Source organism: Psychrobacter sp. UBA2769 (assembly GCF_002352555.1).
In the GTDB taxonomy this organism is placed as follows: Bacteria; Pseudomonadota; Gammaproteobacteria; order Pseudomonadales; family Moraxellaceae; genus Psychrobacter; species Psychrobacter maritimus.
Genome location: NZ_DEIR01000010.1, coordinates 81,061 through 102,055, shown reverse-complemented (window position 1 = coordinate 102,055; position 20,995 = coordinate 81,061). Strand labels below are relative to the sequence as shown.

Here is a 20,995-nt window from a genome sequence, read left to right as displayed (position 1 = left end):
CCGTTATTTGGTTTGTTCATAGCTATATTGTTATATTTTATGGGACTATTTATTTTGTCCACGAACGTATTCTTTTACCCACGCTTTACCTTGATCGCGATATAAAATCAGGGTATTGGTACGGTAAATGGCCAACGTTGCAACCAATAAATAACTGCCAATAATCATCAGTAATAATGGCAGCCACATATCCGCCGACATTTTTGGTGCTGAAGTCAGCGTAAAGGTTGAACCTTGGTGCAAAGTATTCCACCACTGTACTGAGTACTTGATAATGGGCAAGTTGACAGCGCCAACGATAGACAAAATAGCAGCTGCTTTACCGCGATTGGCGGTATGTTCAAAGGCAGCAAACAATGCCATTACCCCCGCATACAAAAACGCCAAAATAAGCATAGATGTCAAGCGTGCATCCCAAACCCAATACGTGCCCCACGTCGGTTTTGCCCAAATAGAACCGGTCAGCAAGCTAATCACACAAAGCAAAAAACCCATCGGAGCTAACGCTTGCGCCACAAGGCTCGCGGTCTTAATTTTCCATACCAGATAAATGACGCCCAGTACGGCTAAAGCAAAATAAATGGAGATAGCCAAACTGGCGGCTGGTACATGGATAAAGATAATGCGATAGCTATTGCCTTGCAGATAATCAGGCGGCGCAAATGCCAAGCCCCAAACGCTACCGATGAGCAAGCAGAGACCGGCTAGTATCGCCAGCCACTTAACCCAAGGCGCAAAGATACGAAAGAACTCCTTGGTACCCACCGTGGTCAAGAAAACTTGCCAGATGCGTTGCCACAGGCTAGGAGATGAGACATTATTCAGGTTGGGCATGGGAATAAACCTATTACGCAGCTAGTGATTATCGAGTAAAACGCATGATTCATACGACTACCCGCTAACTTGCTGGCGTTGAACGCTGGATAGAATCTACACGTGACTGTTTGTTTAATAGACTATTATAGCAAAGTTGCCAGTTTTCACCATGCTGTTAATATAAAGGGTTTTAATGAGAAAAAGAATGACATACCAGCATGGGTTTTTAATTAAGCCATGCCATTTTTAATGTCATTGCAATCACCCATGGCATCACCAGTACCGAAATAATACTACCTGCCAATAATAAAGCCAAAATCGGCAAGCCATTGAGACCTGTGGCAAATAAATCAACCGCACCCGTCGCAAAGATCAATACCGGTAATTGCATCGGTAAGGCAATCAAAGGCACCAGCACCGCGCCATTCTTCAATGATAGTGTCAGACTACTGGCGACCGCTGACAACATAAGCAGCATCGGACTGCCAGTGATAATAGACGCCATCAATATCCACGCCTCGAACCAGCTCAGCTGAAATAATGGCACAGCAAGCAAACTTAATGCCGCCACAATGCCGCTACTAAAAATCCAATGGATAACCAAACGAATCAGCACCCATAACGGCAGTGACGCTTTAGCGACGACTAATTGTGCCAAGGTGCCATTATCAAGGGCAGGCTTAAATAAACCATCAACGCCCATTACCAATGACAATAGAGCGGCAATCCAAACTGCGGACACCCCAAGGCGCTGCAATAAAGCAGGCTCGCTACCAACGGCTAGCGGAAATAAGGTAATAATCACTAAAAACAATACCAGAGGATATAACCACTGTACTGCCCCTTGCTGCTTGACCTGCCATTCGCGCCGCCAAAGCTGCATAAAGCTGATAGCGCGCGCAGCAGCTGCACTAGCATTTGAAGTATTAGCATCCGAGCTTGTATTCACGGTTTTTACTACACTGTCTGTGTCTATCATTTATTCGCTCTTCCACTAATGCTTGTCGCAGTTAGATTGATGCTTATGGCAGTTATATTGATAGCATTTACACCATATAATCGGACAAATCGAGTACTTGATTGGCAACACCAACGGCTTGATGACTGGTCATTAATATCGCACCGCCAGCAGTGGCAAATTCGCGCAATCTGTCTTCCATGCGCGCCACCATATCGACATCAAGCGCGGTAAAGGGCTCATCAAGCAACCATAAAGGGGTGACGTCCGGCGTTAATAAATACAAGCGTGCAAGGGTAATGCGCCGCGTCTGCCCTGCAGATAAATGGCTTGAGCTGATGGTCTCAAAGCCTTGTAATCCTACCCACGTAAGGGCGTCATCAATATCAGCCGTACTTGGGCTAATGCCATATAAATTGAGCAAAAAGGTAAGATTTTGGGCGACGGTCAGGTTTGGATGAATACCCAATTGATGCGATACATATAAAGGCTGCACAGGTAAGCTTACTGCTCCTTGATAAACAACTTCACCGCTTAGCACTGGCAATAATCCAGCTAATTGCATCAGTAGCGTCGTTTTGCCCGTACCATTAGCACCAACCAAGTGACAGATGCTACCGGCAGCCAGATTGAGCGTCACCCCTTCACATAAAGGAGTTTCACCGCGCTGAACCGTCAGCTCATCAAGCGCAAGTAAAGCTGTATTCAGAGCCGTCATCCAAACCTCTCATTATTTATTAAGCAGCAGGCAATATTCATCACAAACACAGATGAGGTTCATGGCATAATACTTTATGCTTACCACAACCACACAGTATAACAAATTGTCGATTACTATGACCTCAAAACCTATGCAGACTTCAAAAGATATTCAAAACCCAGCGCAAAAATCAGACACGCCGATGCTAACCCTAGACAGCTTAATCGAGGCACAAGTTGCCTTTATGCAGCAATGGCTATGTACACAAGCGCAGCCGCTATCAATGCAGGCTTGGCAGTGGTTTGGCGAGCAGCCTCTGAGTAAATATATCAGTAGCGATGATTTACAGCATCTTATTAATGACTGGTTTCTTAAACAGCCGCTCAGCGAGGTGGTACGTCGCGACATTCGTGATATTTTGCATACTATTATTTATCATCCCGTTAATGATAATGTGCCTTTATCAGAATTGGTCGATGACACGCAAGTTGAGATTCTAGCCAGCTACGTCGGTAGTCATGAAGAGCAGCGTAATATCTTGGTGCATACACTGGTCGGTAATGAAACCTTTGCAGACTTATTAACGCAAACGCTGTATCACGCTATCAATGATTTTATGGAATCCACGCTAGATAAAGCCGGTGCTGCCGGTAAGCTGATGAAGTTTGGACGTAGCTCGTTTGAAAAAGCAACCAATCGCAATCTTGATGAAAAACTGCAGACGTACCTACATCGTAATATTAAAGATTTAGCGCATAAAGCAGAAGCCAATGCCCAAGCGCATTTATCCAATGAAGAGGTTGCGCGTTTATTGGTGACGGGTTGGGGGCGCATCAAAGAAAAGCCGATTAGCGAAATCCAAACTTATTTACGTGATGAGCCTAACGATAGCAGTATTGAGCATATTGAAAACAGCATCCAACAAAGCTATAACCGTTTGCGCCTATCGCCTTATTTGCACAGCCTTGTAGCAGCGGGCGTCGATACTTGGTATAGCAACCATCAGGCCGATAGCATGGCCAATATCGCGGCAAGCCTACATATCGATGAGCAGGCAATAACGCAATTGAGTACTGCCCTGCTCCCTGTCGTCACTGACGCCCTTGAAAGCTCATGGGTTACGGCGCATATAACAGATATGCTGCAGGCGTTTTACGCCCAGCCTAGTATCAAAGCAGGATTGGTATTTGGCAGCGATTAATCTGCTGTTGTAGCGTACGGTTTATCATTTAGTTTTTAAATTTCACCTTTTATTAGTTAGCCTACTATCCTATGAGCCAATCTCCTAAACTCAGCTTATGGCAAAGAATTAAACAGCTGCTCAACATATCGGCTGTGCAGGCTATTATTGATGATATCAAGGCGGCTAAAGACTTAGAATTAGATTTGGGTTCAGATTTAGACATAACAGAACAGGATAATAATAACTCTCATCCTTCAAAAAATGAGAAAGATAGTATTCAAACTCGTCCTAAAGACAGGAACAATAATGACAGTGATCACAATGACAATGATGATACGGATGTCAGCGGCTCTAATTCTGATTTAAACCGTAATTCAAATCGCAACATAAACCACAGCTTTGATGACCGTTCCGATGACGTCATTTATAACAGCCTTAGTAGCAACATTGATAGTAGGTTAGATAGCAGCACTGATACTGATACTGATACTGATACTGACGCTTATTTTGATAATGATATCGAAGGTATGACAAAGCAAAATAGTGATGATGACACCCCGATTGTCAATTATCTTAAGCAGTATTTTGACGAGCAACAATGGCACTATAACCATTATCGACCTAGAACGAGTGGCAATAAAAATATTGACAGCCAGCAATCACACCACTTGTCTTTGAGGATGCGTAATAAAAAGCTCGATTGCGGCTATCTTTTTCGTGTGCAAGAAAAAAGCAACTTACTGGCAGTCTACGGTATTTTGCCGTTTTTGATACCCGAAAGCCATCAAAGCGCCGCCATGTTACTGATTACCCAAATCAATTACGACATGCTGATTGGCAATCTTGAGATGGATATCAATGATGGCGAGATACGCTACAAAAACGCTATCGATGTCGAGGCGGTCGGTATGGATGAAAATACCATTGAGCATTTACTACAAAGTGTCATCGCGATGACCACGGTTACTTATGAGATATTTAGCGACTTGGTCAACAATCAAAATCCTGCTACAGAATTGCAAGACTTACTGATGACGCTACATCAGCAAGAGGATGCGCGAACCTTTTTCTTACCCACGCAATTTGTTCAATAATCAAACTGGATATCTGTGCTTTTATAACTTCTCATTAGTATCTTGTTCTCAAAAGCCCATTTTCAAAATCTGACTTTCAAAGCCATGAAAACCCTTTAGTCTTAAAAAACTCTCTCAAATAGAAACTATTTAATATTATGCTAAAAATTGCTTACTCTGACATTTTTCGTTATTCCGTACCCGAAAAGCACCGCTTTCCCATGCAAAAATACACCATGATTCCTGAGCGCTTATTGGCTGAAGGAACTATCAATAATGAGAATTTTTTTGCTCCAAAGCGTCTGACAGAAGAGGAGATTTTAACCACCCATACAGCGGACTATTGGCAGCAGCTTAAAACCCAAACCTTACCACGTAAAGAAGCGCGCGCCATTGGCTTTGAGATGACGCCAGAATTGGTAGAGCGCGGGCGTTATATTGCCCATGCCACTTATGAATGCGCGTTATTCGCCCAGCAATATGGCGTGGCGATGAATGTCGCTGGTGGCACCCATCATGCCTTTGCCAATCATGGTGAGGGATTTTGCGTTTTTAATGACGTGTGTATCGCCAGCAATTTATTATTAAATCGTGGACAGGCGCAACGAATTTTAATAGTTGATTTAGACGTTCATCAAGGTAACGGCAATGCCAGTATCATGGCGGATGAGCCGCGCGTTTTTGTCTTTAGTATGCATGGCGCGAAAAACTACCCGTTTCGTAAACAAGTCTCAGACTTAGATATTGAGCTGGATAATGATACGGGTGATGCAGAATACTTACAGATATTAGAGGATACGCTGCCGCGCTTAATCAATGAATTTGCGCCGGATATGATCTTTTACCAATCTGCAGTCGATGTATTAGCAACCGATAAATTGGGCAAACTTAGTCTGACGATAGAAGGTTGTAAAGCGCGTGATGAGTTTGTCCTACAACAAGCTAAAGCGGCCAATATTCCCGTGGCTATCGTCATGGGCGGCGGCTATTCAGAAGATATCGAAGATGTGGTCGAAGCGCACTGCAATACATTCCGCTTAGCACAACAGCTGTTTTTTGCAGAATTGATTGAGTAATGTGCAACTGAGAAACAGGCGCGACAAAATAACGTAAGAAAACTAGAGAGATTAGCGAGAGTTTAGATGGCAAAAATATTGATAGGTATAGGCATTTTTCTGGTTATTATCGGCGTTATTTGGCTGCTGTTTCCAAATGCGTTTTCATGGATAGGCAATATGCCAGGAGATATCAAACACACTTCAGGCAATACCAGAATATATTTTCCAGTCGTCACCATGATTATCATCAGTATCGTTGCCACCATACTGTTAAATTTTTTTAATCGGTAAATTTATTCAATCGCTAAACTTATAGCAACGCCGTTATCCCCTGCCAACCCACGCGAATACCTAGCACGATGAGAATCAGTAAAATAAGCTGGCGAAAGCGTGCTTGTGGCAAGTAGCGGCGCAAGCGAATACCAACTAGCAGCGCGGCGATAGATAGAACACTTAGTAGAGTAATCAGCTGCCACTCACCGTGACTGAGCGCCATGATAGGCTCACGCAAGACAATAATCTGGGCAATTTTACCCAAGAAATAGCACATGTTGCCAACTTTGGCGATGGTATGCTTATCGTCACTTGCGGACAGTAAATACATCATTAATATGGTCGACATGGCATTGGTCGCACCGCCAATAATGCCTGCACTCAGACCAACGATAATCAGCACAGGCTTGGTATTGGGCAGACGAATTTGCTTACCGAGCAAGCTACTGACGACATAAAAGCCAATAACCGCTGCCAATACCAATAAGATATAAGCGCTATCGACCCACAGCAACAATTTTGCACCGAGCATACTACCGAGCAGGCTGGTGAGTGCTAATAGCCAATAGCGCCTGCCGTAATAGATGAAATTTTGCCAAATAGTACGCCCGCCACCCGCTAGCCAAGTCATGGCATTAAGTAATAATGAGGGAAAAATCACTAGAACAATAGCATGGGGTAACGGATAGATACTGGCAAGCGCGGTGGTGGTTACTAACGTCACACCCAGTCCGCTAATACCGTGCAGCAATGATGCCAGCGCAAAGATTGCTATCAGTAATAACGTCTGGGTGCTATCGTTATCCATCATATTCGTCATAGAAACTTACGACCTAATAGCGATATTGACGACAGATATCGATGACAGTAGAAACAGCATAACGAGGCGGTTTCTTATGATTGATGACGTTGCCAAATTGTTTCGCCAATAATAGTAGCCAACTGCTTGGCTATCTCATCTTTGCTCGCTTTCTCAAGTATCACGCTATCGTGCTCATAACGCTCTGAGAAAAATACTTGCATGGCATTATCATCACTGGCAAAACCAATATCTGCACGTGAGACGTCATTACAAGCGATTAAATCTAAATCTTTAGATACTAGCTTGCCACGCGCATAGTGCTCGACATCTTGTGTTTCTGCCGCAAAACCAACGACAAACAGCTCAGGATGGGCAAGCGAAATCGTCGCTAGGATATCAGGATTTTTAACCAAACTTAGCGTCATGGCATCTTGCGTTTTTTTGATTTTTTGCGGCGCCGCTTCTTCAGTACGATAATCAGCAACTGCGGCGGTAGCAATAAAGATATCAGCAACTTTTACGCTGTCATCGGTGATAATCTCAGCATGTTCATGTTGATGCGCTTCACCGCAATCACAATCGCCATGCTGATGAGCATGGTCGTGGCTGTGTTCATGAGAATGATTGTGAGAATGGTCATGATCTTCTTCAGGCAGATACTGTAGCGCAATATGCGTACCATCGACACATTGCTGCGCTGCTACAAGCATGTCTTTAGCTGACAGGACATCAATGCGCGTGACATTGAGCGGTGTTGGCAGCGCAACTTTGCCACCAGCAATCAAAATAACCTCTGCACCAGCGGCCACACAAGCACGCGCTAAGGCAAAGCCCATTTTCCCTGAAGAATGATTGGACAAATAACGCACCGGATCGATGGCTTCTACCGTCGGACCTGCAGTAATCACCACGCGTTTACCTGCCAATAACTGCGGCGTGGTTTGCATGGCATTAAACAGTAGCACTTCGGCTAATAACTCTTCAGGCTCAGGCAAGCGCCCTGCTCCGACATCACCGCATGCCTGCTCGCCGCTGGCTGGTTGGATAATTTGATAATTCATATCGCGCAGAGTCTGCACATTTAGATTCACTGCTGGATGCGCCCACATTTGCTGGTTCATCGCTGGCGCAATAATGACCGGCGCTGTCGTTGCAAGGCAGACAGTGGTCAATAAATCATCTGCCATACCCATCGCAAGCCGTGCCAAAGTATTGGCTGAGGCAGGTGCAATGATAATTAAATCGGCCCATTTAGCAAGCTCGATATGACCCATCCCCGCTTCTGCTTGCTCATCAAGTAATGAGATATGTACCTCATTGCCCGTCAAAGCCTGCAAGGTAAGAGGCATGATAAACGCTTGTGCGCCCGAGGTCATAATGACGCGCACATCAAAGCCCGCCTTGATAAGTAGACGGGCAAACATAGCAGATTTATAAGCGGCGATACCGCCGGTGATAGCAAGCACAATATTTGACATAAGCATGGCATCAATAAAAAAATGAAAGATAAAAATTGCGCTTATAGTAACAATTATGCGATAAGTTAGGGGAAGTTTTGTAGATTTATCTCAGTTATCTGACACTTATCCCCATTATGAAGGAGTGACAATGGCAATTAAAGACTGGCATGAAGATGATAGACCGCGTGAAAAACTGCTGAAATTTGGCGCCGCTCATTTATCTGATGCTGAGATATTAGCGATATTTTTGCGCACAGGCACCCAGTCGCAATCTGCCATTGAGCTTGCCCGTCATTTGATAGACCAGTTTGGTAGCTTAGCTGAGCTGTTGGCCGCGCCGCAAGAGACGGTACTTGCTTGTCATGGTATTGGTCCTGCAAAATACGCCCAGATACTGGCATCGCTTGAGATGGGCACGCGCTATTTAGACAGTCAGCTTAAGACAGGTCACGCCCTTGGACGCTCGCAAATGGTCAAAGACTATATCAGCACCCAGCTGCGCGGTGAGCATCGTGAAGTCTTTGCCGTACTATGTCTGGATAATGCGCTGAATCTAATCAATTTTGAGATACTGTTTACCGGCGGTATCTCTTCTTGTTCGGTCTGTATCAAACACGTTTTACGTCATGCGTTGAGCCACGCTGCCAGTCAGCTTATCGTCGCTCATAATCACCCGCATACCAATGCAACCCCTTCAACGGCCGACAACTTATTAACCTACGAGCTAAAAAAGGCTTGTGACTTAATAGATTTGTCATTGGTTGACCATATCATTGTCGGACGCAATGACACCTTATCTTATGCTGAGAGCTGCTTGCACCCTTTTGGCTAAAGATCGATAACAGCTGGTTATATAAACAAAGCTTGATACATATTATCGACACAGCGTAGCATTTTGGCTCTTGATAGTTATAAACAACTGTTTCATATTGGTAGTTAACTTTATTTTTGCTGTGGCAGTTATCGGTAAGCCTACTACTGATAGATTTATTTAGTCGTGGGTTTACTCTTATTAATTTTAAAAACTGCTAGAAAAGAAGTACAAAACAGGCATTTATTTTGTCATATACATTAACTTATCGCATAAAAAATCTGATGGAAAAATAAAATAACAATTAGAATTATTCCATCAGTTTTTATTCATTTAAATTTTACGCTTGTGCATTCAGCGTTATAAAGGAGACAGTCATGGCCATCGGCTTATTTATTTTGGCAGTAATCATTCAGTTAGCCATGGTCTTGGCCATCTTTTTATTATCTTTATCCCGTGTCACCGGTAGTATCGTCGCCCTCGTGACCGTCCTTGTCACCGCTTTTATCAGCCCATGGTCGCTCATCTTAGGCATACCGCTAGCGCTACTATGCTTAGTATTGCTAATCGCCCCGCTGCGCCAATCATTGATTACCAAGCCTGTTTATAAAGCCTTGGGCGGTGCGATGCCAAGCATGAGCGATACCGAACGTGAAGCCCTCGATGCCGGTACCAGCTGGTGGGAAAAAGAGCTGTTTATGGGCGCGCCAGATTGGGATACCTTTGCTAAATATCCTTATCCTGAGTTATCAGAAGAAGAGCAAAGCTTTATTGATAATGAAGTAGAAGTGCTGTGTGCCATGCTTGATGAATGGCAAATCCATCATGAAGATAAAGAGCTGTCACCAGAGGCGTGGCGCTTTATTAAAGCCAATGGCTTTTTGGGTTTAATCATTCCGAAAGAATATGGCGGTTTAGAATTTAGCTCGTATGCTCAAAGTCGGGTGATGAGTAAAATTGCTTCGCGCTCACCAACCGCCGCAGTAACTTGCATGGTGCCGAACTCGCTCGGCCCCGGTGAGCTGCTGATGCATTACGGTACCGATGAACAAAAACAACGCTGGCTACCAGGTTTAGCCAAAGGTGAAGAAGTTCCTTGCTTTGGTTTAACTGGTCCTGAAGCGGGCTCCGATGCAGGCGCGATTCCTGATACGGGTGTGGTTTGCTATGGCATGCATGAAGGCGAGCAAGTGCTCGGCCTGCGTATGAACTTCTCTAAGCGCTGGATTACTCTAGCGCCTATTGCCACCGTCGTTGGTTTGGCCTTTAAGATGCATGACCCAGAAGGTTTGCTTGGCGACCCTGAAAAGACCGATTACGGTATTACCTGTGCGCTCGTTCCTGCCAGCCATGAAGGGGTTGTTACCGGTCCGCGTCATAATCCAATCGGCTCGCCATTTATGAATGGTACGGTTGATGGTAAAGACGTCTTTATCCCGCTAGATTATATTATCGGCGGCGTTGAAAATGCCGGTCGCGGTTGGCGTATGCTGATGGAATGCTTGGGCGTTGGACGCGGTATCTCCTTGCCAGCGCTATCGACCTCTGCCAGTGAAGTCACCTATTTGACCGTCGGTGCCTTTGCAAAGGTTCGCGAGCAGTTTAAAATATCTGTCGGTAAATTTGAAGGCGTGCAAGATGCCACCAGTCGCATGGCCAGTAACACTTATATGCTCGAGGCCTTTCGTCACTTGGTCACCTGTGGCTTGAACCAAGGTGGTACGCCATCGGTGATGACAGCAATGGCAAAATACTATGCCACCGAAACCATGCGTGCGGTAGTCAATGATGGCATGGATGTGGTCGGTGGTCGCGCGGTGCAGATGGGGCCGCGCAACTTTTTAGCGATTCCTTATCAAGCCATTCCCGTCTCTATCACTGTTGAAGGTGCCAACATCTTAACGCGCTCATTGATGATTTTTGGTCAAGGGGCGATGCGTTGTCATCCTTATCTATTTGATGAGCTGCAATTATTGCAAAGTGATGATAAAGAAGGTGCGCTCAAGCAATTTGATAATTTATTCTTTAAACATTTAGGCTATACCTTTAATCGCGGTGCCAAAGCCTTTGTCGCAGGCTATGTCGGTGGCAGCAGTCATGCACCAAGCTTTGCCGATGGCTTTACCCGTCCTTATTATAAAGACATCAACCGTTTAAGCGCAGGCTTTGCCCTAACCGCCGATATGTCTTTAGGCTTATTAGCCGGCGATTTAAAACGTAAAGAGATGCTGTCTGGGCGCTTAGCCGATATCCATTCGCATCTATTTATCTGTACAGCGATTTTACAATTTTATGAATATGGCTCTAAATCTAAAGCCGAACGTTTACATGCAGAAGTGGCACTAAAAAACAGCCTTTATACCATTCAAGAAGCTTTCTTGTCTTTATTTGCCAACTTCCCAAATCGTATGGCGGCAAGCTTAGTCAGCTTTGTCACTTTCCCAAGTGGGCGTATCTTTGCGCCGGTCAGCGATGAGCTAAAACGCCAGTTGGGCGATACCTTTATGGATGATTTTGAAGCCAATCCATTCCGCGATTATCTTAAAACCATGGTGTATTACAATACTGAGCCTGATGATGTCACCGGACGCATGGAGCACGCTTATCAAACGCTGCTTGACGTTGAACCTTTATGGCAGAAATTTAAAAAGGCGGAGCATAAAGACAGCTTTGAAGGTCTTACCTTTGAAGATCATGTGGTCTATGCCAGCCAAAACGGCGATATTACCGAAGAAGAGGCTGAAGTCCTTATTCAATATAACGCCATCCGCTATGATTCGTTATTGACCGATGTGTTCGATAAGCATTTATCTAAAGCGCAAGAACGCACCAATCCGCACAGTTTAGAGAATGCAGTTTATAAGCTAACGGATTATGCGCAATTGAAAAACGATGCCCAAATAAGAAACGGCATCGCGACTGAGAATACTGCGCAAACAGCTGAGCCAATGACTGATAACCTTGAGCCTGCAGCGGATAATAAACAAGAAGCAACCGGTGATGCCAATCCTGACCATGGTTATGAAAGCGATGGCGATGTTAAAATGGTCAGTGAGCAAGACACTATAAAAGAAGTTCAGGCACAAACCGATTTTGCAGAGTCAAACCCTGAAGCACAAGCGCTCGACCCGCGTCACCGTGATGCAGAAACGCACCTAAGCGAGCGCATGGGTCATAATCACCGTTTGAATCGAGCGGCTGATACTCATGCTGATAATGCAGATAGCTTAGACAAATCGTCTAACGCTGATAACAAATGGCAAGATGGCTTACGTCGTGACGAAAACGATAAGGTCTAAATAGCTAAAAACCAGCACCTTTCTAAAACTTGTTTTTCAACTTAAGCGAGATTATCCAATATGGATAGTCTCGTTTTTTTCGACTACACCATAGCTATTACACCCAAATCTACGCCAGAAACCCTTATGTTATTCTATTTAATCTAAAAATTATTGCCGCTGAATAAACCCTGACCACAGCAAGGCGACAATGTCACGTTATTAAAGTCATAAAAATTTCTTGCAGTATCCCCAACAATTCTTTTATATTGTCTCCAAAATCTGACTTAAATGACAGATAACACACTTATAGACGTAATAAATACAGTAATAGACACGATTTTGCCGCTTATACGGCCTGATATATTGTGTTTATTGCTGTGCATTACGGCAACCAAGGACAGTAGTTATGTGGAAAAATATGGGGCTGACTGGCAAAATTATTGTTGCCATGGTGCTGGGTATCATACTGGGTTTATTTATAAACTATTCGGGATTGAATGCCGAAGGTAGCTTTGTTAATACCTATATCACCAATGGGTTTTTTGCCATTATCGGCAAGTTATTTGTTAACTCGCTAAAAATGCTGGTTGTGCCCTTGGTACTAATCTCGCTTATTTGCGGAGTTTGTGGCATCGGTGACATCCGCTTGCTTGGTCGTATTGGCACCAAAACCTTTTTCATCTATATGATGACAACGGCACTGGCGATTGCGACTGCCATTGGACTTGGCGTACTCTTTGGTATCGGTAAAGGCATGGATATCAAAACGGATGCGGCGTTTGAAGCGCAATCCGCACCGCCATTGCTTGATGTGTTCTCCAATATTATCCCATCCAACCCCATCAGCGCGATGGCGAATGGCGATATGCTATCGATTATTTTCTTTGCTATCTTAATCGGTATCAGTATCTTGATGGTTGGTAAGCCTGCTAAAGGCTTGGTGCAAAGCTTGGAGCTTATCAATGAGGTCATCTTAAAGATGGTGACCATCATTATGAACCTTGCCCCCTATGGTGTTTTTGCGCTGTTAGCAAAAGCCATGTCTGAGCTTGGCTTAGACCTTATCTGGTCGCTGCTTGGTTATGTCGCAGTATTGGTTGGCTCGCTTGCCTTCCATTTCTTTGTGACCATGATGATTGTCCTGAAGCTGGCTTCAGGCTTATCGGTTAGAACCTTTTTAACAAAAATGCGCGAAGTACAGATTTTTGCGTTTAGTACCTCAAGCTCAAACGCGACGATTCCAATTACCTTGCGTACCGTGACCAAACGTATGGGCGTCAACAACTCTGTCGCCTCGTTTACCGTGCCATTTGGTGCTACCATCAATATGGATGGTACGGCTATCATGCAAGGGACGGCGACCATTTTTATTGCCAATATCTATGGTATAGATTTGGGCATAACCGAATATCTGACCGTTATTTTAATGTCGGTGCTTGCCTCTGTTGGTACGGCGGGCGTTCCTGGTGTTGGTCTCATCATGCTCTCGATGGTATTTGCGCAAGTGGGTTTACCAATCGAAGGGATTGGTCTTATCCTAGGGGTTGACCGTATCCTTGATATGTTGCGTACTGCCGTCAACGTCAGTGGCGATGCCGCTGTAACCGCTATCGTAGCTAAGTCAGAAGGCAAGATGGATTTGGCAATTTATAACGACCCTGATGCCGGTGCAAAAGACGTATTCGATGGTCATATCGATGAAAACAGCGAGCGCGAATTCTCTGAAGTCTTTAGCGATGGCATTATGGGCAGTGAATACGACGATGTTAAGCGTGATTAAATGAAACGTGGCTAGCTTTAATACAAAATAGCCAATGATAAAAGTTTAGAAATAAAAAACCTCAGTTCACAAGCGGCTGAGGTTTTTTATTTATATCGTAAATTAAATAAGGTTTTTAAAATTCATACCAACACTTTTTAACCAAACACATATTTCGTCAGCATCGCCATACAAACCAAAACAATCATCGGACGAATCAGTTTACTACCGCCTTTGACGACCATATGCGAGCCAAAATAAGCACCTATCGTCTGCCCTACCATCATTGCCAGTCCCACTTTCCACAACACATTACCGCCTATAATAAAGAAAATAAGCGAGCCAATATTGGTGGACAAATTCAGCACCTTTGCCGCCCCTGTTGCTTCAATAATTTGACGACCACGCAGCGCCACATTTCCTAAGGCAAAAAACATTCCCGTACCCGGTCCGATATAACCATCATAAAAACCTATCAAGGGTGCCACTACTTTTTGCCACTTGCTTTCTGAGATGCGCGGTGCGGCCTCTACTTCACCCAGCCTTGGGGCAAATAAGGTATAAATACCAATCGCCGCAATCAAAAACGGAATCAGCTTTTCTAATAAATCAGGCGGCGATAATTGGACGGCAATCGTACCAAGAACAGAACCGATAAAAGCCGCGATAATCGCCGTTTTTATATTCTTCGGTTTGACGACACCTTTTCTAATCATCGTAATGGACGCCGCGAGCGCGCCTGATGCTGCTTGTAACTTATTCGTCCCCAAGGTTAGTACGGGTGGAATATTGGCAAGCAGCATGGCTGGAATGGTCAATAAACCACCGCCGCCAGCGATAGCGTCGATAAAGCCAGCCATCGCGGCCACGACCGTCAGCATTAAAATAATCTCGATAGAGAGCGATATGTCCATGACACCGACCTTGAAAATTTATGACATAAAAAAAGTAAGCCTGAAAAAATCAGGCTCAGAATACGTTGGTTGATAAAATAGCGGCTATTTTTTTAATCGATACCACTCTTTCATCAGTACCAAACTGGATATGAGGATTTGCTTAACGGCGCTCATTATAAAGATAAAAATGTAAAAAAAGCCAAAAACCTAACAAAGTCTGCTAGATTTGTCATATCGACTGTCTTATCGATATATCCTTTGATAATCGTTGAGTCTTCAAGGAAGAAGCATAAAACCGTTAACGTATTTAATTGTTTATATGAATAAAATTGTGAGAAACTAGAGACACCTATTTGTTATATCAATCTATATCACTATTATCTATGTCATTATTAATGGTGGTCTATCGTTTAACTATGCTGAGTAGCCCTGAGTTCACTGAAGCTAAGCTAAGCAAACCAAATAACAATAGGTACTTGAAGTTCTTGAATGATTTAGCACGTTTTATTTAGTTAATGAGGATAATATGGCAATACAAAGAATCAAAGCATTTTTCAACCTCGAGGCGTCAGGCGGCATTGTCTTAGCGCTGGCAGCTATCGCGGCAATGATTATTGCCAATACCCCTCTGAATACTTGGTATGAATCCTTTATTCATGCCCCCGTTGTCATTCAAATCGGCAGCTTTGCGATTGCAAAAGACGCCCATCATTGGATCAACGATGGTCTGATGGCAGTGTTCTTTTTCTTGGTCGGTCTTGAGCTCAAACGTGAAGTACTCATCGGCGAGCTCTCGAACGTCAAACAAATTATCTTACCAGCTGGCGCGGCATTGGGCGGCATGATTATGCCTGCTATCGTCTACTTGCTCTTTAACTATAATGAGCCTGAGTTTTGGAAAGGTTGGGCGATTCCAGCGGCGACTGACATTGCGTTTGCCCTTGGTATTTTAAGCCTACTTGGCAATCGGGTGCCAAACTCCCTCAAAGTCTTTTTGGTATCCATCGCTATTTTTGATGATATTGGTGCTATTTTAATCATCGCTTTATTTTACACCAGCGACTTATCACTTGGTTCATTGGCTATCGCCGCTTTGTGTTTACCGTTCTTATATCTACTTAATCGCCGTAACGTCACCAGCATTACCCCTTATATACTAATTGGGGTGATTATGTGGATTGCCGTGCTCAAATCCGGCATTCACGCGACCTTAGCTGGGGTGGTGCTCGCGTTATTCATTCCGTTATTTGACCGTACTGACCCTGAACATTCCCCGCTTGAAGAGCTTGAGCACGACTTACAAAACACCGTATCTTACGGGATTCTGCCATTATTTGCCTTTGCCAACTCAGGTATATCGCTCAAGGGCGCAGGCTTTGCAGAGCTATTTCATTCCGTGCCATTGGGTATTGCCGCCGGACTGTTTATCGGTAAGCAAGTGGGCGTGATGCTTATGTGCTGGTTAATTTTTAAACTGGGTATTTCTACTATGCCAAAAGGCATGAACTTTAAGCAAATCTACGGTGCAGCGTTACTTTGCGGCGTTGGCTTTACCATGAGTTTATTTATCGGCGGCCTTGCTTTCGGCGGCGCGACACCATTATTTGATGAGCGCTTAGGTATTATTATGGGTTCAATCGTTTCTGGTATTGCCGGTTATCTGATGCTAAAAGCCACTTTAAAAGACGATGTTAATAATACTTCGGTAGATTTAACCCATCATTCATAATGACTGATTGAGTAACTTTATAATGAAGTTGCTCAAAATAACTCAGTTGCTTAAAGCAGCGTCGCTCAAAGCGTTTAATCTTGGTTAATAAAAAGCAGTTGCTAAAGAATGGCTTATAAAAATGGATTCCATCGATATTACTAAAAAAATCGCTAAAACAAATGCTGCCAGTGGTCGGGGAGATGCTAATCCTCACCACGCACATGCTGACTCTTATCAGCGTCATGGGCGCACGACGGCGATTGACGACCATAGTGACCTGCAAGTCTTAAAGCGCATCAAGCGCTATTTATTGCCAAAAGACTTTGTTATCTCGCAAGGTTTATTAGAGGAAATGGTTGCGGGTTACGATATCGGTGATCCAGTGGCAGATGCATTAGCGGCTGATGGTATTCGTTTTGCAAAGCCCTTACAGCAATTTATTATCAGCGGCAGTAACAGTGGCAGCAACTTCGACGCTAACCTTACAAATAACCCTGCATTTAACGCCTTAACCGAGCAGTTTAGCAGCCATCCTACGTGGTTTGACCCCAAGCTTGCACAAATCGGTGCGGTTGCCTATCGCCGTTATCCGCTTATGCTGATTTGGTTATTACGTAACGTGGCGCTAATGGCAGGATATAGTATTCCTGCCCTCTCCCTGCCGCTCATTCAAACAGGCGCATTGATGCACGATGCTCTACCGCGTTTGATGCGTACCTATGCTTATATCCTAGCTGTCTCTGAGCATCCTCCATTACACAAGTCAAATATAAGCGCAGGCAATCAGCGTCAGCCTATCGAGCAGGTATTGGCGATTGGCTCAGAAGGTTGGCGGCAGTCTATCAAGGTGCGGCAGATTCATACCCTAGTACGGCAAAACCTGCTTAAAGGTAAAGGCAATGCGGCTAAGGGCGTCATACCCAATGCCGACCAACACCATAACCCAGATGGCAGTTGGAATAGCGCCTATTGGGGTATTCCTATCAATCAAACCGATATGATTGCTACCCATTTGCAGTTTTCATTATTGATTATGCGCGGGTTACGATTGCTTGGTGCCCGTATCAGCACTGAGGAAGCCGAAGGTATCCTGCATTTATGGAATCTTGCCAGCTATTGGATGGGCGTTGACTTGCAGCGCTTGCCTAAAGATGAAGCTGCTTGTTGGGAATGGCTCTATACCTATTTATCGATTCAGCAGCTTGATTTTAAAATGGGCCAGCCGCTAGCAAAAGCCCTGCATGATTTGCCGCGGCAGCTGATGGGCGAGGACAATCGCCGTGGGCGTTTCGTTGAGATGGTCAATGCCAGTGTCACCCGTACCTTGGTCGGCGATGATATCGGCGATGGCCTGGATTTACCAAAATCAAAAATCCGCTTTGGTGTCTTGTCCTCCGTGCCGATTCTTTTTGCGCTCGATACAGCACGTCAGCACAATCAAAGGATGGCTGAAAAATTAGAAGCCTTCCGCGCCAAACGCCAAGACAATATGAATTGGTGGCTGAAGAAAAATGACGATTATTATAAATAAAGCATGATAAATGCAGAGCAATTTAAGGAGAAAAGCGCTCGATATTAAATAAAACCAATAACAAATGATATTCATTAAATTTAAAAACCATAACTACAAAGCATATGTCGAATATTATTAGTAGTAAATAGAATATGTTAAGCCATTATCAACAGCGTCTACAATAACTATAATAAATCCGCAAAAGACGCGCTTGGTTTCATCAGAGAATGGTGCTGCTGTAGATCATTCAGTCCATAACCTCAGCCACTTTACGGGTTAATTACGCGTATTTTGGATGCGGTAATACCACTCAAGCTGCCGATCAAAGCCCGTCTCTAACAAGCTGGCAATGACGCGTCCTGTCAGACCCCAAACCGTTTCACCATCAACCTGCCAGCTGGGCGTGAGAATGGTCGCGGTCTGATCTTGCATCGTATACTCTACCGCATATTCTACGGTAGGCTGAGTCAGCAAGGTCTCAAAATCTGCCCAAAAAATACGTGAGATTTCACCAAGCTCAGGCACTAGCAATAAATCTGGTGCAATCAGCGCCACAATAGGACGGACACTCATACCGCTTTTAGAGGTTTGAATCGGTAATTGACCAAGTAGCTGCACCTTATTGGGCGGTAAGGCGGTCTCTTCACAGGCTTCACGCAAAGCGGTGACGACATTATTACCATCGCCGGCGTCATGTTTTCCGCCTACACAAGAGACTTCGCCGGCATGACTGTTCATATGCGCGGCGCGGCGCGTCAGTAGTAGTTTGGGATGGCGTTCATGGGTGATGGCAACCAATACCGAGGCATCGGCAATAGGTGTCTGATATAAGCTATCTAAAATGCGAGCACTACGAGAAGTGTTAGAGCCGTCGTACAGCGCCGGACTGGTGACCGCATTTAAGGTTTCATGCTGCACGCGTTCCGCCAACTTTCGAATGGTCGGATAGCGAATAAAGTCTGGCACAGCGACTGAAAACTCATCAAAACGTAGCGACTGCGGGGGGAGTAACATTATTATTGCCCTATATTTTTATCAGTATGAAGCATCAATGTAATTAACTATAGATAGCAATTAAATATCAATATTGACTACTCAAGTATCAATGTCAAAAACCAAATGTTTTTAGGATATGCTCGTGGATAAGATTTTTTCATTAAATAAAATGCAGGGCAAGACTGATGATTGCCCGCAAAGATTGCCATTAATCATCATCGCCATAGCTTGGGTTGGCGGTACGTTTGCCACTGCCATACTGGCGCTACTGGGCAATTGGCAAAATATCGCCATGATTTTGGGCTCATTTGGTGCCAGCTGTTTGCTTATTTTCGCTTATCCCGAGAGCCCTTTTGCACAGCCTAGAAACATCGTTGGCGGTCATCTTATCACCACTTTCACAGGCTTATCATTTTTGACCTTGTTTGGCATCGAATGGTGGAGTCTGTCGCTGGCAGTTGGTACGGCGATTGCGCTGATGCTATTGCTGCGCGTACCGCATCCACCCGCTGGCTCCAATCCATTAATCGTTATGCTTGGCGGCGTCAAATGGCATTTTTTACTTACCCCTACTCTGGTCGGTGCGCTCGCCTTGGTGGTGGTTGCCCTCATTTATAACAATATCGGTCGCGGCCGCCATTACCCACGTTATTGGTAAAGCTATCCTTCAAGATAAAGCTATCTTTTAATAGTTAACGTCAGTCTAGCCTAGCGCAATCTGACTAAAGCTGCATATACTTTATGTGACTGGACTGGATTAGGCGGCGTTGTCTGTTACGCTTAACAATGCATTTATTAATCAGGGCAGCTTTAACGGCAAGCAGTTGCGCAAACCTGTAGGGTTTTTATTATCACTGCCAGTGCGATGAGAATTTGTGTTATCTTAGGCTTAATGACTATTATCAAATAAAACTCGATAAGCTAAAGTCATACTATTTTATAAAACAAGAATTATAATTCTTAAAATACCGAACACCTTTTTCTCATTTCTCCTTTTCATTATATAAGGCAGTTGATATGCGCTATTGTCTACAATGCGGTCATGAAGCAGAACGCAAAATACCAGCCACCGATAATATCCCGCGCTTGGTATGCCCAAATTGCAATTATATTCATTATGAAAACCCAAAAGTCATTTGTGGCTCATTGGTCGTACATAAACACCGTGTACTGCTATGTCGCCGCGCGATTGAGCCACAATATGGCTTATGGACGCTGCCCGCAGGTTTTATGGAAAATGGCGAAACCATGGCAGAAGGTGCGGCAAGGGAAAGCTTTGAAGAGGCAGAAGCGGTGGTCACCAATCCGCATCTATATTGCTTATACGATATTCCCGATATCGGGCAAATCTATAGTATTTATATCACCGAGTTAAAAGACGGCGCTTACGGTATTGGCTCTGAAAGTCTCGACTGCGCTTTGTTCACCGAAGAAGACATTCCATGGGATAAACTTGCCTTTGAAGCCGTACGCCGTACTTTAAAAAGCTATTTTGCCGACCGTCAGCAATACGATAACCATGAAGATTTCCCCATTCATCAAGATATGATTGGCAAAGACCAAGCGATTAAGCGCTATTAATCACAATCTTATAAAAGCGCACTTTAATAAAGCGCTTGAATAACAACCTGCAGACTAAATAGTAGCAAAGCGGCTTTACAAAAATGCTTGGTAAAGACCATTGATAAGAATTATGCTAAGTTTT

At 44.3% G+C, this 20,995-nt stretch carries 18 protein-coding genes; 11 read left to right on the top strand and 7 right to left on the bottom strand.

Annotated features, from left to right (window positions below; all coding sequences use genetic code 11):
- Window positions 1-45: 45 nt before the first annotated feature.
- The 3 genes from ccmC to ccmA all read right to left on the bottom strand — a co-directional run bounded on the left by ccmC (window position 46) and on the right by ccmA (window position 2,492).
- Complete coding sequence (gene ccmC / locus B3Q63_RS03755) at window positions 46-834, bottom strand: heme ABC transporter permease CcmC (RefSeq protein WP_296173977.1); 789 nt, start codon at window positions 832-834, stop codon at window positions 46-48.
- Between the two features lie 208 nt (window positions 835-1,042).
- Window positions 1,043-1,699, bottom strand: a complete 657-nt coding sequence (locus B3Q63_RS03750; protein WP_201565084.1) for a heme exporter protein CcmB — start codon at window positions 1,697-1,699, stop codon at window positions 1,043-1,045.
- A gap of 163 nt (window positions 1,700-1,862) precedes the next feature.
- Window positions 1,863-2,492, bottom strand: a complete 630-nt coding sequence (gene ccmA, locus B3Q63_RS03745) for a heme ABC exporter ATP-binding protein CcmA (protein ID WP_296173975.1) — start codon at window positions 2,490-2,492, stop codon at window positions 1,863-1,865.
- Window positions 2,493-2,568: 76 nt separating this feature from the next.
- On the opposite strand from ccmA, the gene B3Q63_RS03740 reads away from it, so the two are divergent.
- The 4 genes from B3Q63_RS03740 (at window position 2,569) to B3Q63_RS03725 (ending at window position 6,079) form a co-directional block, all read left to right on the top strand.
- Entirely contained in the window at window positions 2,569-3,675 is a 1,107-nt protein-coding gene (locus tag B3Q63_RS03740) for a hypothetical protein (protein ID WP_296173973.1), read from the top strand.
- A 71-nt stretch (window positions 3,676-3,746) separates the two neighbouring features.
- On the top strand, window positions 3,747-4,751 hold the full coding sequence (locus B3Q63_RS03735; protein WP_296173971.1) for a YbjN domain-containing protein: 1,005 nt from the start codon (window positions 3,747-3,749) through the stop codon (window positions 4,749-4,751).
- Window positions 4,752-4,888: 137 nt separating this feature from the next.
- The gene (locus B3Q63_RS03730) at window positions 4,889-5,806 is read left to right on the top strand and encodes a histone deacetylase family protein (protein WP_296173970.1); all 918 of its coding nucleotides are present in this window, start codon (window positions 4,889-4,891) and stop codon (window positions 5,804-5,806) included.
- Window positions 5,807-5,872: 66 nt separating this feature from the next.
- Window positions 5,873-6,079 (top strand): DUF2905 domain-containing protein, encoded by a 207-nt coding sequence (locus B3Q63_RS03725; protein ID WP_296173969.1) that lies wholly within the window; start codon window positions 5,873-5,875, stop codon window positions 6,077-6,079.
- Window positions 6,080-6,098: 19 nt separating this feature from the next.
- Here the strand turns inward: B3Q63_RS03725 and B3Q63_RS03720 are convergent, their stop codons facing one another.
- Window positions 6,099-6,881, bottom strand: a complete 783-nt coding sequence (locus B3Q63_RS03720) for a sulfite exporter TauE/SafE family protein (protein ID WP_201619219.1) — start codon at window positions 6,879-6,881, stop codon at window positions 6,099-6,101.
- 74 nt (window positions 6,882-6,955) lie between these two features.
- On the bottom strand, window positions 6,956-8,341 hold the full coding sequence (gene coaBC, locus B3Q63_RS03715; RefSeq protein ID WP_296173962.1) for a bifunctional phosphopantothenoylcysteine decarboxylase/phosphopantothenate--cysteine ligase CoaBC: 1,386 nt from the start codon (window positions 8,339-8,341) through the stop codon (window positions 6,956-6,958).
- 130 nt (window positions 8,342-8,471) lie between these two features.
- On the opposite strand from coaBC, the gene radC reads away from it, so the two are divergent.
- From radC to B3Q63_RS03700, 3 genes are all read left to right on the top strand, one after another.
- On the top strand, window positions 8,472-9,155 hold the full coding sequence (gene radC, locus B3Q63_RS03710; RefSeq protein ID WP_296173959.1) for a RadC family protein: 684 nt from the start codon (window positions 8,472-8,474) through the stop codon (window positions 9,153-9,155).
- A gap of 356 nt (window positions 9,156-9,511) precedes the next feature.
- Window positions 9,512-12,433 (top strand): acyl-CoA dehydrogenase, encoded by a 2,922-nt coding sequence (locus B3Q63_RS03705; protein ID WP_296173956.1) that lies wholly within the window; start codon window positions 9,512-9,514, stop codon window positions 12,431-12,433.
- A gap of 388 nt (window positions 12,434-12,821) precedes the next feature.
- Window positions 12,822-14,195 carry a dicarboxylate/amino acid:cation symporter gene (locus tag B3Q63_RS03700; protein WP_201628284.1) on the top strand — a complete coding sequence of 458 codons (1,374 nt, stop codon included), beginning with the start codon at window positions 12,822-12,824 and terminating at the stop codon, window positions 14,193-14,195.
- Between the two features lie 137 nt (window positions 14,196-14,332).
- Here the strand turns inward: B3Q63_RS03700 and B3Q63_RS03695 are convergent, their stop codons facing one another.
- Window positions 14,333-15,088: a TSUP family transporter gene (locus tag B3Q63_RS03695; RefSeq protein WP_296173953.1), complete on the bottom strand. Its 756-nt coding sequence runs from the start codon at window positions 15,086-15,088 to the stop codon at window positions 14,333-14,335.
- Window positions 15,089-15,596: 508 nt separating this feature from the next.
- On the opposite strand from B3Q63_RS03695, the gene nhaA reads away from it, so the two are divergent.
- Window positions 15,597-16,799, top strand: coding sequence for a Na+/H+ antiporter NhaA (nhaA, locus tag B3Q63_RS03690; protein WP_201619224.1), 1,203 nt, complete (start codon window positions 15,597-15,599; stop codon window positions 16,797-16,799).
- A 121-nt stretch (window positions 16,800-16,920) separates the two neighbouring features.
- Complete coding sequence (locus B3Q63_RS03685; protein ID WP_296173951.1) at window positions 16,921-18,312, top strand: oxygenase MpaB family protein; 1,392 nt, start codon at window positions 16,921-16,923, stop codon at window positions 18,310-18,312.
- Between the two features lie 258 nt (window positions 18,313-18,570).
- Here B3Q63_RS03685 and B3Q63_RS03680 read toward each other — a convergent pair whose 3' ends face one another.
- A complete protein-coding gene (locus B3Q63_RS03680) occupies window positions 18,571-19,308 on the bottom strand; it encodes an NUDIX hydrolase (RefSeq protein ID WP_201565058.1) in 738 nt (245 codons plus the stop codon).
- A gap of 118 nt (window positions 19,309-19,426) precedes the next feature.
- Here B3Q63_RS03680 and B3Q63_RS03675 point away from each other — a divergent pair, with 118 nt between their 5' ends.
- Together B3Q63_RS03675 and B3Q63_RS03670 are read left to right on the top strand one after the other, a co-directional pair.
- Complete coding sequence (locus tag B3Q63_RS03675) at window positions 19,427-19,948, top strand: HPP family protein (RefSeq protein WP_296173947.1); 522 nt, start codon at window positions 19,427-19,429, stop codon at window positions 19,946-19,948.
- A 359-nt stretch (window positions 19,949-20,307) separates the two neighbouring features.
- Window positions 20,308-20,871 carry an NUDIX hydrolase gene (locus tag B3Q63_RS03670; protein ID WP_201565056.1) on the top strand — a complete coding sequence of 188 codons (564 nt, stop codon included), beginning with the start codon at window positions 20,308-20,310 and terminating at the stop codon, window positions 20,869-20,871.
- Window positions 20,872-20,995: the final 124 nt, after the last annotated feature.

What these genes read in the sequence shown, in the direction of transcription:
- B3Q63_RS03750 (WP_201565084.1), bottom strand. Translation starts at nt 1,699, where the DNA reads ATGCAGCTTTGGCGGCGCGAATGGCAGGTCAAGCAGCAAGGGGCAGTA.
- B3Q63_RS03725 (WP_296173969.1), top strand. Translation starts at nt 5,873, where the DNA reads ATGGCAAAAATATTGATAGGTATAGGCATTTTTCTGGTTATTATCGGC.
- ccmC (WP_296173977.1), bottom strand. Translation starts at nt 834, where the DNA reads ATGCCCAACCTGAATAATGTCTCATCTCCTAGCCTGTGGCAACGCATC.
- B3Q63_RS03685 (WP_296173951.1), top strand. Translation starts at nt 16,921, where the DNA reads ATGGATTCCATCGATATTACTAAAAAAATCGCTAAAACAAATGCTGCC.
- ccmA (WP_296173975.1), bottom strand. Translation starts at nt 2,492, where the DNA reads ATGACGGCTCTGAATACAGCTTTACTTGCGCTTGATGAGCTGACGGTT.
- B3Q63_RS03730 (WP_296173970.1), top strand. Translation starts at nt 4,889, where the DNA reads ATGCTAAAAATTGCTTACTCTGACATTTTTCGTTATTCCGTACCCGAA.
- B3Q63_RS03675 (WP_296173947.1), top strand. Translation starts at nt 19,427, where the DNA reads ATGCTCGTGGATAAGATTTTTTCATTAAATAAAATGCAGGGCAAGACT.
- B3Q63_RS03720 (WP_201619219.1), bottom strand. Translation starts at nt 6,881, where the DNA reads ATGACGAATATGATGGATAACGATAGCACCCAGACGTTATTACTGATA.
- B3Q63_RS03705 (WP_296173956.1), top strand. Translation starts at nt 9,512, where the DNA reads ATGGCCATCGGCTTATTTATTTTGGCAGTAATCATTCAGTTAGCCATG.
- B3Q63_RS03740 (WP_296173973.1), top strand. Translation starts at nt 2,569, where the DNA reads ATGCTTACCACAACCACACAGTATAACAAATTGTCGATTACTATGACC.
- B3Q63_RS03700 (WP_201628284.1), top strand. Translation starts at nt 12,822, where the DNA reads ATGTGGAAAAATATGGGGCTGACTGGCAAAATTATTGTTGCCATGGTG.
- nhaA (WP_201619224.1), top strand. Translation starts at nt 15,597, where the DNA reads ATGGCAATACAAAGAATCAAAGCATTTTTCAACCTCGAGGCGTCAGGC.
- B3Q63_RS03670 (WP_201565056.1), top strand. Translation starts at nt 20,308, where the DNA reads ATGCGCTATTGTCTACAATGCGGTCATGAAGCAGAACGCAAAATACCA.
- B3Q63_RS03735 (WP_296173971.1), top strand. Translation starts at nt 3,747, where the DNA reads ATGAGCCAATCTCCTAAACTCAGCTTATGGCAAAGAATTAAACAGCTG.
- coaBC (WP_296173962.1), bottom strand. Translation starts at nt 8,341, where the DNA reads ATGTCAAATATTGTGCTTGCTATCACCGGCGGTATCGCCGCTTATAAA.
- B3Q63_RS03695 (WP_296173953.1), bottom strand. Translation starts at nt 15,088, where the DNA reads ATGGACATATCGCTCTCTATCGAGATTATTTTAATGCTGACGGTCGTG.
- radC (WP_296173959.1), top strand. Translation starts at nt 8,472, where the DNA reads ATGGCAATTAAAGACTGGCATGAAGATGATAGACCGCGTGAAAAACTG.
- B3Q63_RS03680 (WP_201565058.1), bottom strand. Translation starts at nt 19,308, where the DNA reads ATGTTACTCCCCCCGCAGTCGCTACGTTTTGATGAGTTTTCAGTCGCT.